Below are 15,232 nucleotides of genomic sequence, written 5' to 3' on the forward strand. Positions count from 1 at the left end.
ACCCCATTACAGCGTCGCAGCAACCTCGTCGGAGATCTCACCGTTGTGGTAAACCTCCTGCACGTCGTCGCAGTCTTCCAGCATGTCGATCAGGCGCAGCAGCTTAGGCGCGGTTTCTTCATCCATATCGGCTTTGGTCGATGGGATCATGGAAACTTCTGCCGATTCGGCGGTGAAACCGGCAGCGGTCAGCGCGTCTTTCACTTCACCCAGGTTTTCCCAGGCGGTGAAGACGTCGATAACGCCATCGTCGTAGCTGACGATATCTTCAGCGCCGGCTTCCAGCGCAGCTTCCATCACCACGTCTTCATCCAGGCCCGCTGCGTAAGTGATCACGCCCTTCTTGGTGAACAGGTAAGCCACGGAGCCGTCGGTGCCGAGGTTACCGCCACACTTGGTGAAGGCATGACGCACTTCCGCCACGGTACGGTTGCGGTTGTCACTCAGGCACTCGATCATGACGGCAGTGCCGCCCGGGCCGTAGCCTTCATAAATGATGGTTTCCATATTGGTATCATCATCACCGCCTACCCCACGCGCGATGGCACGGTTCAGGGTGTCGCGCGTCATGTTGTTGGACAGCGCCTTGTCGATCGCCGCACGCAGACGCGGGTTAGCCCCCGGATCGCCACCGCCCAGTTTCGCGGCGGTCACCAGCTCGCGAATAATTTTGGTGAAAATTTTACCGCGCTTGGAATCCTGCGCTGCTTTACGGTGCTTTGTGTTGGCCCACTTACTATGACCTGCCATAAAAAATCTCCGAAAAAAATTACTGGACTGAATTAATCACAAACTCTTCAATCGCCTGCTGATTGCTCCAGGACTTGGTCAACTTCACGGCTTCCGCCGCCTCAAGCCACTGGTAGGCGTGATGCTCGGTAATCACCGGATCGCGCTCTTCAGGCAAAGCCAGACAGAACCAGTGCTCTTTATTGCGCGTGGTTCCCGGGGCATAGCGATGTCGCAAATGGACAAAGAGTTCAAACTCCACACAGCGCTGGCAATCGAACAACGGCAGTTTCTCTGCTTCGATATCGATGCCGACTTCTTCCATGACCTCACGCCGTGCGGCATGCGGCGGCGACTCATCTTCCTCCAGGCTGCCGGTCACCGACTGCCAGAATTCGGTATCATCGCGCCGCTGTAACATCAGCACCCGACCACTGGATTTGGCATAAATCACTACCAGAATAGACTCGGGACGCTTGTAGTTCATTACTGGTTCTCTACATTTGAATCGTCAGTCGCTTTCTTTACCACGCTGATTGCCAGCTCCTGCAACGAAGCCGGGTTCGCGAAGCTTGGTGCTTCGGTCATCAAGCAGGCCGCAGCGGTGGTTTTCGGGAAGGCGATCACGTCACGAATGTTGTCGGTGCCGGTCAGCAGCATCACCAGACGGTCCAGACCGAAAGCCAAACCGGCGTGCGGCGGCGTACCGTACTTCAACGCGTCCAACAGGAAACCGAATTTTTCGCGTTGCTCGTGTTCGTTAATACCCAGAATGCTGAATACCGTCTGCTGCATTTCGCTACGGTGAATACGCACGGAACCGCCACCCACTTCGTAGCCGTTAATCACCATGTCGTAGGCGTTGGCGATGGCATTGATTGGCGTGTTGGCCAGCTCTTCCGGGCTCATGTCGCGCGGTGCGGTGAACGGGTGGTGCATCGCTGCCAGTCCACCTTCGCCGTCTTCTTCGAACATCGGGAAGTCCACGACCCACAGAGGTGCCCAGCTGTCCAGCTTGGTCAGTTCCAAATCACGGCCCAGCTTCAGACGCAGCGCGCCCATCGCATCGGTGACAATCTTGAAGCTGTCGGCGCCGAAGAACAGAATGTCGCCGCTCTGCGCGTTGGTACGCGCCAGAATTGCTTCCAGCACTTCTGCGCTGAGGAATTTAGCAATCGGGCTCTGTACGCCTTCCATGCCGGCGGCGCGGTCATTGACCTTCAGCCAGGCCAGGCCTTTGGCACCATAGATGTTAACGAAAGCGCCGTACTCATCGATCAGCTTACGGGTCAGCTGCGCACCACCAGGTACACAGATCGCGGCAACGCGGCCTTTGGCATCGTTAGCCGGGCCGGAGAACACCTTGAATTCCACGTCCTTCACCAGATCGGCAACGTCCACCAACTCCAGTGGGTTACGCAGGTCCGGCTTGTCCGAGCCATAGCGACGCATGGCTTCTTCGAAGGTCATGACCGGGAAATCACCCAGATCTACGCCCTTCACGTCAAGCCACAGTTCACGCGCCAGTTTCTCCATCACTTCACGCACCTGATCGGCGGTCATGAAAGAGGTTTCCACGTCGATCTGGGTAAATTCAGGCTGACGGTCGGCACGCAGGTCTTCGTCGCGGAAGCATTTGACGATTTGGTAGTAGCGGTCGAAACCGGACATCATCAACAGCTGTTTGAACAGCTGCGGAGATTGCGGCAACGCATAGAACTTGCCTTTATGTACGCGGCTCGGGACCAGATAGTCACGGGCGCCTTCCGGCGTGGCCTTAGTCAGCATCGGGGTTTCGATATCGAGGAAACCGTGGCTGTCCATAAAGCGGCGCACAAAGCTGGTGATTTTGGCACGGGTTTTCAGGCGATCGGCCATTTCCGGGCGACGCAAATCCAGGTAGCGGTATTTCAGGCGCGCTTCTTCGGTGTTGACCTGGTTGGAATCCAGCGGCAGTGGCTCGGAGCGGTTGATGATCTCCAGTGCATGGGCGAACACTTCTACTTCACCGGTAGCCATATCTTTATTGATCTGGCTGTCCGGACGGGCACGCACGGTACCGACGATCTGGATGCAGAATTCATTGCGCAGGTCGTACGCCTTGTCGAACGCGGCCTTCTGGTCCGGATCGAAGAACACCTGCACGATGCCTTCGCGGTCGCGCATATCAATAAAGATCAGGCCGCCCAGATCGCGACGACGGTTGACCCAACCACACAAAGTGACTTCCTGGCCCACGTGAGACAGATTCAACTGCCCGCAATATTCAGTACGCATACGCTATCCTTTTGGCTTAAGCCGATGCCGCGCGGGCTTTTGGCGCCTGCCACGCGGCTGTTTTCTGATGAACTCAATACCCGTCATCTTTCAAGTTGCAGAGTTGTTATCTGCACTCTCTCACCCCAGTGACTTACTCAAGTAGGCGCCAGGGGTGAGATAGCTGGCTGGCTGCTACTCGAAAGCTATAGGGTATATTTACTTGCCCGGTTTGAAGTCGGTTGCATACCAACCGGTACCCTTTAACTGGAAACCGGTGGAAGAAATCAGCTTGGTTAACGCGGGCTGCCTACACGCCGGACAATCCGTCAGCGGCGCATCGGAAAATTTTTGCAACTTCTCTAACCGGTGGCTGCAAGCACCACATGCATATTCATAAGTCGGCATAGGTCGTTGGAGTAAAGTGAGCTGAAAAAAGGCGATCATTATAAAGGAAATTCATGCGCCAGATAAGTGCGAACACAGCTTTGTTGCAGCACTAAATGGTGTGTTTTTGCCCGAAGTAACACATTGATTAACAAATTTCTCATTAACCGGTGATGCTTTTTTCACGTAGCCTGAATCGATGCTTGTTTAGCGCGCTATCTAAGCTGCGCGTATTTCATCCACCTTGTCACGAGATATTTCCATGTTGAAACTTGATGCTCACACCACCGCACTGGTGTTAATTGATTTGCAAAACGGCATCCTGCCCTTCGCCGGTGGCCCACACAGCGCCGAAAGCGTGGTGGCCAATGGCGCGCAGTTGGCGGCACATTTCCGTTCGCTGGGGGCACCGGTGATCCTGGTACGCGTCGGCTGGTCCGACTCTTTCGCCGAAGCGCTGAAACAGCCGGTGGACAAGCCGTCTCCCGCCCCTGCCGGCGGATTGCCTGCCAACTGGTGGGAATTCCCGGAATCCCTGGCGGTGAGCGACCGCGACATTCTGGTGACCAAGCGCCAATGGGGTGCGTTTTACGGCACCGATCTTGACTTGCAACTGCGTCGCCGTGGCATTAAATCGGTGGTGCTGGGCGGTATCTCCACCAATATTGGCGTGGAATCTACGGCTCGCGCGGCCTGGGAACACGGCTACGAGTTAGTGATAGCCGAAGATCTCTGCAGTGCGCAAAATGCTGAAATGCACCAGTTTGCTTTCGATAATATCTTCCCGCGGTTGGCGCGTGTTCGCAGCACCCGCGAAATTGTTGCCGCACTCGACCAGTAACGCTAACTTGTAGGGGCGCAGCCTGCTGCGCCCACCTTTGACTGGCAGGGAAAATTAAGGAAGATGCAAGCTTGATGTATATCGGACTCCCACAGTGGCAACACCCGGCCTGGAATCGTATCGGGCTGCGCGATCTGGCGGATTACAGCCGCTATTTTAACTGCGTGGAAGGCAATACCACCTTCTACGCGTTACCTAAACTGGAAATAGTCCAGCGCTGGCGCGATATGACCACCGATGATTTTCGCTTCTGTTTCAAGTTCCCCGCCACCGTCAGCCATCAGGCTGCACTGCGTAATTGCGCCGCCGATCTGCAGGCATTTTACCACTGCCTGGGTCCGGTGCATCAGCGCATAGGCCAGCTGTGGCTGCAATTGCCAGCGGCGTTCGGCCCGGCGGAATTACCGGCGATGTGGCAGTTCTTCGACGCTTTGCCGAAAGAGTTTACCTATGGCGTGGAAGTGCGGCATCCGGCGTTTTTCGACAAAGGCGAGGAAGAGCGGCGGCTGAATCAGGGGTTACACCAGCGGGGTATCAACCGGGTGATCCTCGACAGCCGGCCAGTGCATCACGCCCTGCCCAACAGCGCCGCCGTGCGCGATGCCCAGCAGAAAAAGCCCAAACTGCCGGTGCATGCTCTGGTCACCGCCAACAATCCGCTGGTACGTTTCATCGGCGGCGATGTGCTGCAAGATAACCTGCGCTGGTTCGACGCCTGGCAGCAGAAATTGCCCGTTTGGCAGCAACAGCACCAACCTTTTCTGTTTATACATACGCCGGATAATGGTGATTCCCCCCAGCAGGCACAGAAAATCTGGCAGCAGCTGTATCAGGCTATTCCGAATTTACCCCCACCGCCGGACTGGCCGGAGCAGGATGCGCTGTTTTGACCGATTAATCTGACCAATTACATCAGATTTTTCCTCGCGACAGTGATTGCAATGGCGGCTATGATGCTGGCTGCCAGTTTTGGTTAGGGAATGGAGTTAAAAATGGTAAGCGCGCTTTATGTAGTGCTCGGCGCATTGTTGTTGATCAAACTCTCTTATGACGTGGTTAGGTTAAGGATGCAATACCGTGTCGCCTACGGGGACGGCGGTTTTTATGAGCTGCAAACTGCAATCCGCGTTCACGGCAATGCCGTAGAATACATTCCTATCGCCGCAGTGCTGTTGGTGATCATGGAGATGAACGGCGCTGAAATATGGATGATCCATATTTGCGGTCTGATGCTGATGGCCGGCCGTTTGGTGCATTACTACGGTCTGCGTAACCGCGAGGTGCGCTGGCGTCGATCGGGCATGGCGGCCACCTACATTTCGCTGGTGTTAATGGTACTGGCCAATATTTTCTATCTGCCATGGGATCTTATTTTTAGCCTGCATTAATCCCCTGTTCGTCCTCAGGCGGCTACGCCGCCTGCTTCCGCTGCGCTTTTTGTCATTATCTGTTAGAATACGCCCCTTCGAATTCTGAACCGATTTTCCGCTATGCCAAACCGCGATACTCTTTTTTCTGCCCCGATCGCCAAATTGGGCGACTGGACCTTCGACGAACGCGTCGCTGAAGTGTTCCCTGACATGATCCAGCGTTCCGTTCCAGGCTATTCCAATATCATTTCCATGATTGGCATGCTGGCCGAGCGTTTCGTGCAGCCCGACAGTCGGGTTTACGACCTGGGATGTTCGCTGGGTGCAGCCACGCTGTCGATGCGGCGGAATATTAAGGTGGCGGGTTGCAACATCATCGCCGTCGACAACTCTCCGGCCATGGTCGAGCGCTGCCGCCGTCATATTGATGCCTTCCGCGCCGACACCCCGGTAGACGTTATCGAAGCCGATATCCTTGATATCAACATCGAAAACGCCTCGATGGTAGTCCTGAACTTTACCCTGCAATTCCTCGAACCCGCCGACCGCCTGCGTCTGCTGGAACAGGTTTACCGCGGTCTGCGCCCTGGCGGCGCACTGGTGCTGTCGGAGAAGTTCAGCTTTGAAGATGCCGATGTCGGAGAATTGCTGTTCAACATGCATCACGATTTCAAACGTGCCAACGGTTACAGCGAGCTGGAAATCAGCCAGAAGCGCAGCATGCTGGAAAACGTCATGCTGACTGACTCCGTGGACGCCCACAAAGCCCGTCTGAAACAGGCCGGTTTTGAGCATGCGGAAGTCTGGTTCCAGTGCTTTAACTTCGGTTCACTGATCGCGTTGAAAGCGGGAGCCGCAGCATGATTGAGTTTGGCGATTTTTATCAACGCATCGCGAAAAGCAACCTCAGCCACTGGCTGGATACCCTGCCGGCACAGCTCAGCGCCTGGCAACGCGAGTCACTACACGGTAAATTCAAGCAGTGGTTTAATTCGGTTGAACATTTACCGGCACTGACGCCGACCCAGCTTGATTTGTTGCACGGCGTCCGTGCCGAAATGGAACCCCCTTTGTCGCCGGGCCAGTTGGAAGGCATTGAAAAGATGCTGCGCACCATGATGCCGTGGCGCAAAGGCCCGTTCTCATTGTATGGCATCGATATCGACACCGAATGGCATTCCGATTGGAAGTGGGATCGCGTATTACCGCACATTTCACCGCTGGCTGGACGCACCATTCTCGACGTCGGCTGCGGCAGCGGTTATCACCTGTGGCGCATGGTTGGCGCGGGTGCGCATCTGGCTGTGGGCATAGATCCGATGCAGCTGTTCCTGTGCCAATTCGAAGCGGTGCGTAAGCTGTTGGGCGGCGATCAACGCGCCCACCTGTTGCCGCTCGGTATTGAGCAACTGCCCGAGCTGGCGGCGTTCGACACGGTGTTTTCGATGGGCGTGCTGTACCATCGCCGCTCGCCGCTGGACCATTTGTATCAGTTGAAAAACCAGCTGGTTTCCGAAGGTGAGCTGGTATTGGAAACGCTGGTGGTGGAAGGCGATCGCCATCAGGTTCTGGTACCCGGTGATCGCTACGCGCAAATGCGTAACGTCTACTTTATTCCGTCAGCCGAAGCATTGAAATGCTGGCTGGAGAAATGCGGTTTCGTCGACGTTAAAATCGCCGACATGTGCGTCACCAGCACCGAAGAGCAACGCCGCACAGATTGGATGACCAGTGAGTCACTGGCCGAATTCCTTGATCCACAAGACCCGAGCAAAACCGTCGAAGGCTACCCCGCGCCCTTGCGTGCCGTACTGGTAGCCAGGAAGCCCTAAAGTGAAAAACGTCATCACCTCGTCCCTATCGGGGTGATGACGTTACGCCCGTTATTTTCGCCAGGCCTCCAGCAAGTCCTTTTCCAGCACGCCGCTGGATTTGCATTCAAAGGGTTTCACTTTGTCATTGCCATCCGCAGCAATCAGCCCGGCAACCCCGCTAACCTGCACCATGACATGACTTCCCTCCCCGGCGCTATAAATCTGCACCAGTATTCGATATTCCTCCGTCAGATTTGACGGGGTCGCCTGGTCGGTGCAATCCAGATAAAGTCCCGCCAGTTCGGCCTCGCTCCCGGCAGCCCCGATAACGCCAAGACGACTGTCGGTCAACGTTGGGGTTATCCCTTTCGCGCTTAAAATGGCCAGGGTGCGCGTGAACAGCTCATCCGGTTTTCGGTTACCGATCAGGCTGCCGTCATTGGCTGCGGAAGGAACAGATGCATCACCTGTCGTGCCCTCGGCGGGTTGATTACCGGCTTTTGTCGGCCCATACACCGACACGCAACCTGTCAGCATCAGCAATGCAATAGCGGTTAGTCTTCTCATCGTCATTCACCTGTAATACATAGAGGCGCAGGCACTTAAACAACAAATCAGCGATACAATCATCAGATAACGCATGCCACTCTCCTTAGCGGTAATAAGCTGCGACGCAGCCGGACAATGCAAGACAGGCCATCAACAACAAAATCAAATAACACTTCATGACTCCTCCATAACCGTACAAATCCCTGTGTTTTATGCAGCCATGCGAGCTGGCTGACGACAGAGGTTATTGCACTTGTTATGGCGCCGTCATTGGACGCCATCAGTGCCAGCGCTGACAGGACAAGGTCGTCGGGGATCATGGAAATAAAAAAGCCCCGGCAGGAAAACCGGGGCTTGCGGGTTAGCAATGCGTTTTAGGCGCTTTGCGCCAGGGGATCAACCAGAGCCAACGAGTTTTTCATCGCCTCTACCATATCGCCGTCTACGCAATAGTGGCTGAACTCGTCAAACTCACTGTCGGAACACATGGTGACACCGGCTTTGCGATAGCGCATGGTCGAAGGCACCGCGTGGCCGGAGGAGCTGTGCAGCTCCTGAATACCGATGTCGACAAACTTGTGCAGGTTGCTGAGCCGCACGCCGGCACCGGCCATAATCACCGGTCCCTGGCTGGCCTGCACCAGATCGCGCAGTAAGGGCAATCCCAATTCCGCATTTTGCTGCTGGCCTGAGGTGAGTATCCGCGCCACACCCAACTGCGTCAGTTGATCGAGCGCCACCAGCGGATTTTGGCACATGTCGAAAGCGCGGTGGAACGTCACCGCCATATTACCGCTCAAACGCATCACTTCTTGCATGCGCGGCAGATCGATATGCCCTTCTTCATCCAGCATACCCACCACCACACCGGCAAAGCCCATATCGCGGATCTGGGCAATATCATGCTTGATCACGTCAAAATCCACCGCACCGTAGCAAAAATCCCCACCGCGTGGACGAACAATAGGGTGCACCGGCACACCGATCCTGTCGCGTGCCAGACGTAAAGAGCCATAGCTTGGCGTCAAGCCGCCCTCACTTTGGCTGGCACATAACTCTATACGATCGGCACCTGCCCGCTCGGCCGTCAGCGCGCAATCGACGCTATAGCAGCAAACTTCCAGTTTAATCATTGTCACCCCCAGATGACGGCTAACTTGCGACGGCCATTGTTAATTTTTCAATTTCTCATTTAGGCTCATAGTAAGCATAAGCCAGCTCAGGGTAGTAACTATGGCATTCAATTTTGATCTATGGGTAGACCGCAGTCACAGTGACAGCGTTAAGTGGGATAAATATCGCGGCCGCGACGTTATTCCGCTCTGGGTTGCCGATACCGACTTCCCGTCACCGCCGGCAATTATTGATGCCTTGCAGCAGCGCGTCGCTCATGCCGTATTCGGCTACGGTCATCCCTCTCCTGAGCTGATTGAGGTTTTTACCCGCCGTATGCTAGAGCGCTACGGCTGGCATATCAATCCTGAATGGCTGGTTTTCCTGCCTGGCCTGGTTTGCGGCCTGAATTTATGCGTGCGGGCTTTTACCACCGAGGGAGAAGGCACTCTGGCCCCCTCGCTAATCTACCCGCCGTTTCGTAAAGCAGCGAAATTTGCCGGCCGCACACAGCTACCGGTGCCGTTGACGCTGCAGGACCGGCGCTGGCTATTGGATTTCAGCGCTGTCGAAGCACAGCTCAGCGGTGCAGAGAGATTATTGATGCTGTGCAACCCGCAAAATCCCGGCGGCACCGTCTACCGCAGACAGGAGCTGTTGCAACAGCATGAGTTTGCCAAAAAACATAATCTGGTTGTTTGTTCAGATGAAATTCATTGCGATCTGTTGCTTGAACCGGGGTGTGAACACATCCCCTTCGCCACGTTGAATGATGATGCCGCCCAGCGCAGCGTCACACTGATGTCGCCGTCGAAAACCTTCAATATCGCCGGTCTTGGTGCCTCAATGGCAATTATTCCCAACCCGGAGCTGCGCAAGAAGCTGGTCCGTGCGCGCAGCGGTATTGTGCCGGAGGTGGATGTGCTCGCATTGGTTGCTGCGCAGGCTGCTTACCAACATGGGCAAGCGTGGCTGGACGAACTGTTGGTTTATCTACGCACAAACCGTGATTGGGTGATCGAGCGTATTAATGCCATGCCAGGTCTGGCACTGCAGCCCATCGAAGCCACCTATCTGGCCTGGATAGACTGCAGCCAACTACCGGTCGATAACCCGCACGCCTTCTTTGAACAGGCCGGCGTAGGATTAAGCCCGGGTCTGGATTTTGGCAACCGGCGCTTTGTCCGGTTGAATTTTGGTTGTCAGCGCGAACTGCTCAGCCAGGCGCTAGACCGCATGCTGCTGGCCACCCGCTCGCTGCAGCCCAATTAACCCTGTTCGCTGGCGACAATGTCCCGGATGGAATAAGGATGGAATTTGATCGTCACGGTGCCGTCGGTGATCGCCAGCGTTGGGTTCGGTAAACGTTCGCCTTCTCCCTTTGGTGAGCTTTGTTTCAGTTTGATGCCCGGAGCCAGCAGCGCTTCATCCGGCAAGTGGGCCAACGCACGCGCATAAAGCGTGGCCGGTTCGCCGCTAAGCACCAGCTCTACGTGTTCCCAACCTTCGTGCGGATAGCGCTTGTCTCCGGGATAAGGCAGCTCCACGCAGTCGATCTGCCAAGGCCCCACCTTAAGTGGCTGCTGAAGATCAAACAGGCAAATAGGACGGCCATTGATCATCGCCTCCGACAGCAGCGAACCACACTGCTCTAACCCCAGTCGCCAGCGTTCAGCGGTAGTGTTTTGATGGCAGCGCAGCGAAACGTGGTCTGCAGTGAACTGGGACAGATCCAGCTGCAGTTTTTCAGCAAACTGGCTCAGCGCCAGCTCAAAACGCGGCAGATCCAGCGCTAAATCGTGAAGTTCGGCAATGGCCGGAAAGCTAGTCATAGGGTCCTCGAAACAACAAAAGCGGTTTTCAGGGGGGTAATTTACACGCCTGAGACGTTGCTAGCCACAGGGCCAGTCAGGCAAACTGCCTTTTTTTAGCAGAAGATGCCATCGCTGATTAACTTTTCGCTTTAGAAGACGTGAAAACGCACAAAAAATAACTTACTCTGTTCCTATTACTACACGGGTTAGCATTTCCTGAATTTTAATTTCAGATAATGGCTATGGAATTAGTTTATAGTTTTTTCTTATGAACTGAACCATGAGAGTACTACTAACTTATTAAGCCCAAAAACACATCAAAATTGGCGTTAAAAAATGCTTAATAAATAGTTAATCCTCACGTAGTAAAAACCAATGAAAAACTTAATGGAATGAACATCAAAAACACAATGCACTGTTATTATTAAAATTATTATAATAAAAGCATGAGAATCCTCCTAAACGAGGCATCGACAATTGCTTGGAAATATCAATTGAGCTACTTTAGTGAAAATTGAGCCAGAGATAATCATTCATGTTTCTTTTAATAATCTCCCTGTTGCTGGTCGTTATTGCCGTTTACGCGATCTTTCGCCACTTTAAATCGCGCCGCAATAATACGTTGGACGCTGGCCGCCGAAACAAAAAACACTAACCCTGCTATTTTATTTTCCCACAGACATTGTCTTTTTCTCGTTTTTCCCTTCAGCTTTGCCTTCCGCAACATTGGCGCTTTGCGGCGCCAGGCATAATCAAACTGCGACTTTCGCCTTCCCCCGCGCCAACTGCTGACGTCACTCATCAGATCGGTTACAATTGCAGGCTGTTTTGTGGTGGGTCGGCGTGTTGACGCGTGGCCAGTAAAACCACCTTTGAATCCCACAGGGGCATGGCATACGGCCCCTCGTTCGTCATTAAGGTAACCCGGTGAATATTCAGGTTCTTCTTTCAGATAAAGTCAGCCAGGCGCTGATTGCCGCAGGCGCGCCAGCCGATTGCGAAGCGCAGGTCCGTCAGTCCGCCAAAGCGCAGTTCGGCGACTATCAGGCTAATGGTGTGATGTCCGTCGCCAAGAAACTCGGCATGCCGCCGCGCCAATTGGCAGAAAAAGTGGTGCAACTGCTTGATCTCGGCGACGTTGCCAGCAAAGTGGAAATCGCCGGTCCCGGCTTTATCAATATCTTCCTGAACAGCGACTGGGTCGCGCAGCAAACTGATTTGGTGCTTGGCGCGCCAAAACTGGGTATTGCCCCCGTCAAACCGCAAACCATCGTGATTGACTACTCAGCGCCCAACGTGGCGAAAGAAATGCACGTCGGCCACCTGCGCTCCACCATTATCGGTGACGCTGCGGCACGCACTCAGGAATTCCTGGGGCATAAAGTGATCCGCGCCAACCACGTGGGTGACTGGGGTACCCAGTTCGGCATGCTGATTGCCTATCTGGAAAAAATGCAGAACGAAAACGCCAGCGATATGGGCCTGTCCGATCTGGAGCAGTTCTATCGTGAAGCAAAGAAACACTATGATGAAGACGCCGAGTTCGCCGAACGCGCCCGTGCCTACGTGGTAAAACTGCAAGGCGGCGATCAATACTGCCTGAAGATGTGGCGCAAACTGGTCGATATCACCATGGCGCAGAATCAGCTGACCTATAACCGCCTGAACGTCACCCTGACCGAAGACGATGTTATGGGTGAAAGCCTGTACAACGCGATGCTGCCGGGCATCGTGGCCGATCTTAAGGCCAAGGGGCTGGCGGTAGAAAGCGAAGGCGCCACCGTGGTATTCCTCGACGAATACAAGAATAAAGACGGCGAGCCTATGGGCGTCATCATCCAGAAAAAGGATGGCGGCTACCTGTACACCACCACCGACATCGCCTGTGCGAAATACCGCTATGAAACTCTGGGCGCCGACCGCGTGCTCTACTACATCGACTCACGCCAGCATCAACATTTGATGCAGGCCTGGACCATCGTGCGTAAAGCCGGTTATATCCCAGACTCCCTCTCGCTGGAACACCACATGTTCGGCATGATGCTGGGTAAAGACGGCAAGCCGTTCAAAACCCGTTCAGGCGGCACGGTGAAACTGTCCGATCTGCTGGATGAAGCGGTCGATCGTGCAGGTAAACTGATCGCCGAGAAAAACCCGGACATGCCAGCGGAAGAGATGCAAAGCCTGGCCAATGCCGTGGGCATTGGTGCGGTTAAATACGCCGACCTGTCGAAAAGCCGCACCACCGACTATATCTTCGACTGGGACAACATGCTGGCGTTTGAGGGCAATACCGCACCTTACATGCAGTATGCTTACACCCGTGTGGCTTCCGTATTCAAACGTGCCGGTGTCGACGAAAGTAATCTGACCCTGCCGCTGGTGATGACCGAAGAGCGCGAAATTGCGCTGGCGACCCGCCTGCTACAGTTTGAAGAAGTGATCACCACCGTGGCACGCGAAGGTACCCCGCACGTGATGTGTAGCTACCTGTACGATCTTGCGGGCCTGTTCTCCGGCTTCTACGAACACTGCCAGATCCTGAATGCAGACAGCGAAGAAGCGCGCCAGAGCCGCCTGAAGCTGGCACTGTTAACTGCCAAAACGCTGAAAATCGGTCTGGATACGCTGGGTATCGAAACCGTCGAACGTATGTAAGTCATCACGCTGAATACGAGAAAGGGTCGCCGAGGCGACCCTTTTTATGTTCTGAAAGTGGGAAAGCCCTGTTACGCCACTCGCCGAGCAAAATCGCGCGGACGGAAACCCAAGCCGGCCAATACGCCGAAGTAAGCCACAATACCTGCGACCACAACCACTGCCAGACGCAGCAGGCGCGCCAGCATATTGCCCTGATCCCAGGCTGGCATCAGCCACATCACCCCGACCAATACTACCGACATCACGATCACCGCAATCACCAGTTTAGTCAGGAACAGAGCCCAACCCGGTTGCGGGTGGAAAATCTTCTGCTTGCGCAACTGCCAATACAGCAGCGAAGCGTTAATACAGGCTCCCAGACCAATCGACAGCGAAAGCCCCGCATGCTTTAACGGACCGATAAACATCAGGTTCATCACCTGGGTTAAAATCAACGTGATAATGGCAATCTTAACCGGCGTTTTAATGTCCTGACGCGAATAGAACCCTGGCGCCAACACCTTCACGACGATCAATCCCATCAGTCCCACCGAATAGGCCACCAGCGCACGCTGGGTCATGGCGGCATCGAAGGCGTTGAACTTGCCGTACTGGAACAAAGAGACGGTCAGCGGCTTGGCCAGAATGCCCAAAGCTATGGCGCTCGGCAGCGCCAGCAGGAAGCACAGGCGCAGCCCCCAATCCATCAAACGCGAATATTCATCGTGGTTGCCGCTGGAAAAACTTTTCGCCAGCGACGGCAACAGGATGGTTCCCAGTGCCACGCCCAGCACGCCGGAGGGGAATTCCATCAGACGGTCGGCATAGTACATCCAGGACACCGAACCGGAGACCAGGAAGGAGGCGAAAATGGTATTGATGATCAGTGAGATCTGGCTGACCGAGACGCCGAAAATGGCTGGCCCCATCTGACGCATCACTCGCCATACGCCCGCGTCGCCAAGTTTGAGGCGCGGCAGCACCAGCATGCCGATCTTCTTCAGATGCGGGAGCTGGTAGCCCAATTGCAGCACGCCGCCCACGACGACCGCCCAGGCCAGCGCCATCACCGGCGGAGTGAAGTAAGGTGCGGCAAACAGCGCGAACCCAATCATGCTGACGTTAAGCAACGTCGGCGCAAACGCCGGGATCGAAAAACGGTTCCAGGTATTGAGGATTGACCCCACCAATGACGCCAGCGAGATCAGCAGAATATACGGAAAGGTCACCCGCAGCAGCGACGAGGTCAACGCGAATTTGTCCGGCGAATCGACAAAGCCCGGCGCGGTAATGTAAATCACCCATGGGGCGGCCAGCATCCCCAACACCGTCACCACGGCCAACACCAGCGTCAGCAGTCCGGAAACGTAAGCGATAAAGGTACGCGTTGCTTCTTCTCCCTGCTGGCTTTTGTATTCGGCCAGGATCGGGACAAAGGCTTGCGAAAAGGCCCCCTCGGCGAAGATGCGCCGCAGCAGGTTAGGCAGTTTGAACGCCACGAAGAAGGCGTCCGTTGCCATACCGGCACCAAATACCCGCGCCACGATGGCGTCACGGGCAAAGCCCAGCACCCGTGAAAACATCGTCATAGAGCTGACGGCTGCCAGTGATTTTAGTAGGTTCATGTGGTTTTTTGATGTGCCCTGTAAATGTCGACGCCTGCATCAGCAGGCGTCAGTAAAACTATCGGCTAAGTTTACCCGTACGTCGCAGAATAGC

16 protein-coding genes are annotated in these 15,232 nt (G+C 54.9%); 7 read left to right on the forward strand and 9 right to left on the reverse strand.

Annotated features, from left to right (window positions below; all coding sequences use genetic code 11):
* Window positions 1-6: 6 nt before the first annotated feature.
* From AC1RKC_RS08120 to AC1RKC_RS08135, 4 genes are all read right to left on the reverse strand, one after another.
* Entirely contained in the window at window positions 7-750 is a 744-nt protein-coding gene (locus AC1RKC_RS08120) for a YebC/PmpR family DNA-binding transcriptional regulator (RefSeq protein ID WP_020827264.1), read from the reverse strand.
* A gap of 19 nt (window positions 751-769) precedes the next feature.
* Entirely contained in the window at window positions 770-1,216 is a 447-nt protein-coding gene (gene nudB, locus AC1RKC_RS08125) for a dihydroneopterin triphosphate diphosphatase (RefSeq protein WP_020827265.1), read from the reverse strand.
* Window positions 1,216-3,006, reverse strand: a complete 1,791-nt coding sequence (gene aspS, locus AC1RKC_RS08130; protein WP_020827266.1) for an aspartate--tRNA ligase — start codon at window positions 3,004-3,006, stop codon at window positions 1,216-1,218. Before aspS ends, nudB begins: the two co-directional genes overlap by 1 nt.
* Before the next feature lie 198 nt (window positions 3,007-3,204).
* On the reverse strand, window positions 3,205-3,432 hold the full coding sequence (locus tag AC1RKC_RS08135) for an FmdB family zinc ribbon protein (protein WP_493137980.1): 228 nt from the start codon (window positions 3,430-3,432) through the stop codon (window positions 3,205-3,207).
* Window positions 3,433-3,634: 202 nt separating this feature from the next.
* Between AC1RKC_RS08135 and AC1RKC_RS08140 the strand changes: the two genes are divergently transcribed.
* The 5 genes from AC1RKC_RS08140 to cmoB all read left to right on the forward strand — a co-directional run bounded on the left by AC1RKC_RS08140 (window position 3,635) and on the right by cmoB (window position 7,415).
* Window positions 3,635-4,213 carry a hydrolase gene (locus tag AC1RKC_RS08140; RefSeq protein WP_046373345.1) on the forward strand — a complete coding sequence of 193 codons (579 nt, stop codon included), beginning with the start codon at window positions 3,635-3,637 and terminating at the stop codon, window positions 4,211-4,213.
* Window positions 4,214-4,287: 74 nt separating this feature from the next.
* A complete protein-coding gene (locus tag AC1RKC_RS08145) occupies window positions 4,288-5,103 on the forward strand; it encodes a DUF72 domain-containing protein (RefSeq protein WP_401658898.1) in 816 nt (271 codons plus the stop codon).
* A 102-nt stretch (window positions 5,104-5,205) separates the two neighbouring features.
* Window positions 5,206-5,601, forward strand: a complete 396-nt coding sequence (locus AC1RKC_RS08150) for an MAPEG family protein (protein WP_020827270.1) — start codon at window positions 5,206-5,208, stop codon at window positions 5,599-5,601.
* A 102-nt stretch (window positions 5,602-5,703) separates the two neighbouring features.
* Window positions 5,704-6,447: a carboxy-S-adenosyl-L-methionine synthase CmoA gene (gene cmoA, locus AC1RKC_RS08155; RefSeq protein ID WP_046373343.1), complete on the forward strand. Its 744-nt coding sequence runs from the start codon at window positions 5,704-5,706 to the stop codon at window positions 6,445-6,447.
* Window positions 6,444-7,415 carry a tRNA 5-methoxyuridine(34)/uridine 5-oxyacetic acid(34) synthase CmoB gene (cmoB, locus tag AC1RKC_RS08160; protein ID WP_020827272.1) on the forward strand — a complete coding sequence of 324 codons (972 nt, stop codon included), beginning with the start codon at window positions 6,444-6,446 and terminating at the stop codon, window positions 7,413-7,415. The genes cmoA and cmoB overlap by 4 nt, the downstream gene beginning before the upstream one ends.
* 51 nt (window positions 7,416-7,466) lie before the next feature.
* Here cmoB and AC1RKC_RS08165 read toward each other — a convergent pair whose 3' ends face one another.
* Both AC1RKC_RS08165 and cutC read right to left on the reverse strand, forming a co-directional pair.
* Window positions 7,467-7,964, reverse strand: coding sequence for a hypothetical protein (locus AC1RKC_RS08165; RefSeq protein WP_046373342.1), 498 nt, complete (start codon window positions 7,962-7,964; stop codon window positions 7,467-7,469).
* A 356-nt stretch (window positions 7,965-8,320) separates the two neighbouring features.
* A complete protein-coding gene (gene cutC, locus AC1RKC_RS08170) occupies window positions 8,321-9,079 on the reverse strand; it encodes a copper homeostasis protein CutC (RefSeq protein ID WP_020827274.1) in 759 nt (252 codons plus the stop codon).
* Window positions 9,080-9,179: 100 nt separating this feature from the next.
* Between cutC and AC1RKC_RS08175 the strand changes: the two genes are divergently transcribed.
* Entirely contained in the window at window positions 9,180-10,331 is a 1,152-nt protein-coding gene (locus tag AC1RKC_RS08175) for a MalY/PatB family protein (RefSeq protein WP_493092371.1), read from the forward strand.
* Here the strand turns inward: AC1RKC_RS08175 and AC1RKC_RS08180 are convergent.
* Together AC1RKC_RS08180 and AC1RKC_RS08185 are read right to left on the reverse strand one after the other, a co-directional pair.
* Complete coding sequence (locus AC1RKC_RS08180; protein ID WP_020827276.1) at window positions 10,328-10,891, reverse strand: VOC family protein; 564 nt, start codon at window positions 10,889-10,891, stop codon at window positions 10,328-10,330. The genes AC1RKC_RS08175 and AC1RKC_RS08180 overlap by 4 nt on opposite strands.
* A gap of 526 nt (window positions 10,892-11,417) precedes the next feature.
* Window positions 11,418-11,675, reverse strand: a complete 258-nt coding sequence (locus AC1RKC_RS08185) for a hypothetical protein (RefSeq protein WP_165366488.1) — start codon at window positions 11,673-11,675, stop codon at window positions 11,418-11,420.
* A 125-nt stretch (window positions 11,676-11,800) separates the two neighbouring features.
* Between AC1RKC_RS08185 and argS the strand changes: the two genes are divergently transcribed.
* The gene (gene argS, locus AC1RKC_RS08190) at window positions 11,801-13,531 is read left to right on the forward strand and encodes an arginine--tRNA ligase (protein WP_020827278.1); all 1,731 of its coding nucleotides are present in this window, start codon (window positions 11,801-11,803) and stop codon (window positions 13,529-13,531) included.
* A gap of 71 nt (window positions 13,532-13,602) precedes the next feature.
* Here argS and murJ read toward each other — a convergent pair whose 3' ends face one another.
* Window positions 13,603-15,138 carry a murein biosynthesis integral membrane protein MurJ gene (gene murJ / locus AC1RKC_RS08195; protein ID WP_261139335.1) on the reverse strand — a complete coding sequence of 512 codons (1,536 nt, stop codon included), beginning with the start codon at window positions 15,136-15,138 and terminating at the stop codon, window positions 13,603-13,605.
* Between the last annotated feature and the right edge of the window lie 94 nt (window positions 15,139-15,232).

The sequence above is a fragment of the Serratia sp. GW822-FHT06E05 genome (assembly GCF_058799445.1).

Excerpts from the sequence above, each read along its gene's own strand:
- AC1RKC_RS08120 (WP_020827264.1), bottom strand. The coding sequence starts at position 750 with ATGGCAGGTCATAGTAAGTGGGCCAACACAAAGCACCGTAAAGCAGCG.
- nudB (WP_020827265.1), bottom strand. The coding sequence starts at position 1,216 with ATGAACTACAAGCGTCCCGAGTCTATTCTGGTAGTGATTTATGCCAAA.
- aspS (WP_020827266.1), bottom strand. The coding sequence starts at position 3,006 with ATGCGTACTGAATATTGCGGGCAGTTGAATCTGTCTCACGTGGGCCAG.
- AC1RKC_RS08135 (WP_493137980.1), bottom strand. The coding sequence starts at position 3,432 with ATGATCGCCTTTTTTCAGCTCACTTTACTCCAACGACCTATGCCGACT.
- AC1RKC_RS08140 (WP_046373345.1), top strand. The coding sequence starts at position 3,635 with ATGTTGAAACTTGATGCTCACACCACCGCACTGGTGTTAATTGATTTG.
- AC1RKC_RS08145 (WP_401658898.1), top strand. The coding sequence starts at position 4,288 with ATGTATATCGGACTCCCACAGTGGCAACACCCGGCCTGGAATCGTATC.
- AC1RKC_RS08150 (WP_020827270.1), top strand. The coding sequence starts at position 5,206 with ATGGTAAGCGCGCTTTATGTAGTGCTCGGCGCATTGTTGTTGATCAAA.
- cmoA (WP_046373343.1), top strand. The coding sequence starts at position 5,704 with ATGCCAAACCGCGATACTCTTTTTTCTGCCCCGATCGCCAAATTGGGC.
- cmoB (WP_020827272.1), top strand. The coding sequence starts at position 6,444 with ATGATTGAGTTTGGCGATTTTTATCAACGCATCGCGAAAAGCAACCTC.
- AC1RKC_RS08165 (WP_046373342.1), bottom strand. The coding sequence starts at position 7,964 with ATGAGAAGACTAACCGCTATTGCATTGCTGATGCTGACAGGTTGCGTG.
- cutC (WP_020827274.1), bottom strand. The coding sequence starts at position 9,079 with ATGATTAAACTGGAAGTTTGCTGCTATAGCGTCGATTGCGCGCTGACG.
- AC1RKC_RS08175 (WP_493092371.1), top strand. The coding sequence starts at position 9,180 with ATGGCATTCAATTTTGATCTATGGGTAGACCGCAGTCACAGTGACAGC.
- AC1RKC_RS08180 (WP_020827276.1), bottom strand. The coding sequence starts at position 10,891 with ATGACTAGCTTTCCGGCCATTGCCGAACTTCACGATTTAGCGCTGGAT.
- AC1RKC_RS08185 (WP_165366488.1), bottom strand. The coding sequence starts at position 11,675 with ATGAGTGACGTCAGCAGTTGGCGCGGGGGAAGGCGAAAGTCGCAGTTT.
- murJ (WP_261139335.1), bottom strand. The coding sequence starts at position 15,138 with ATGAACCTACTAAAATCACTGGCAGCCGTCAGCTCTATGACGATGTTT.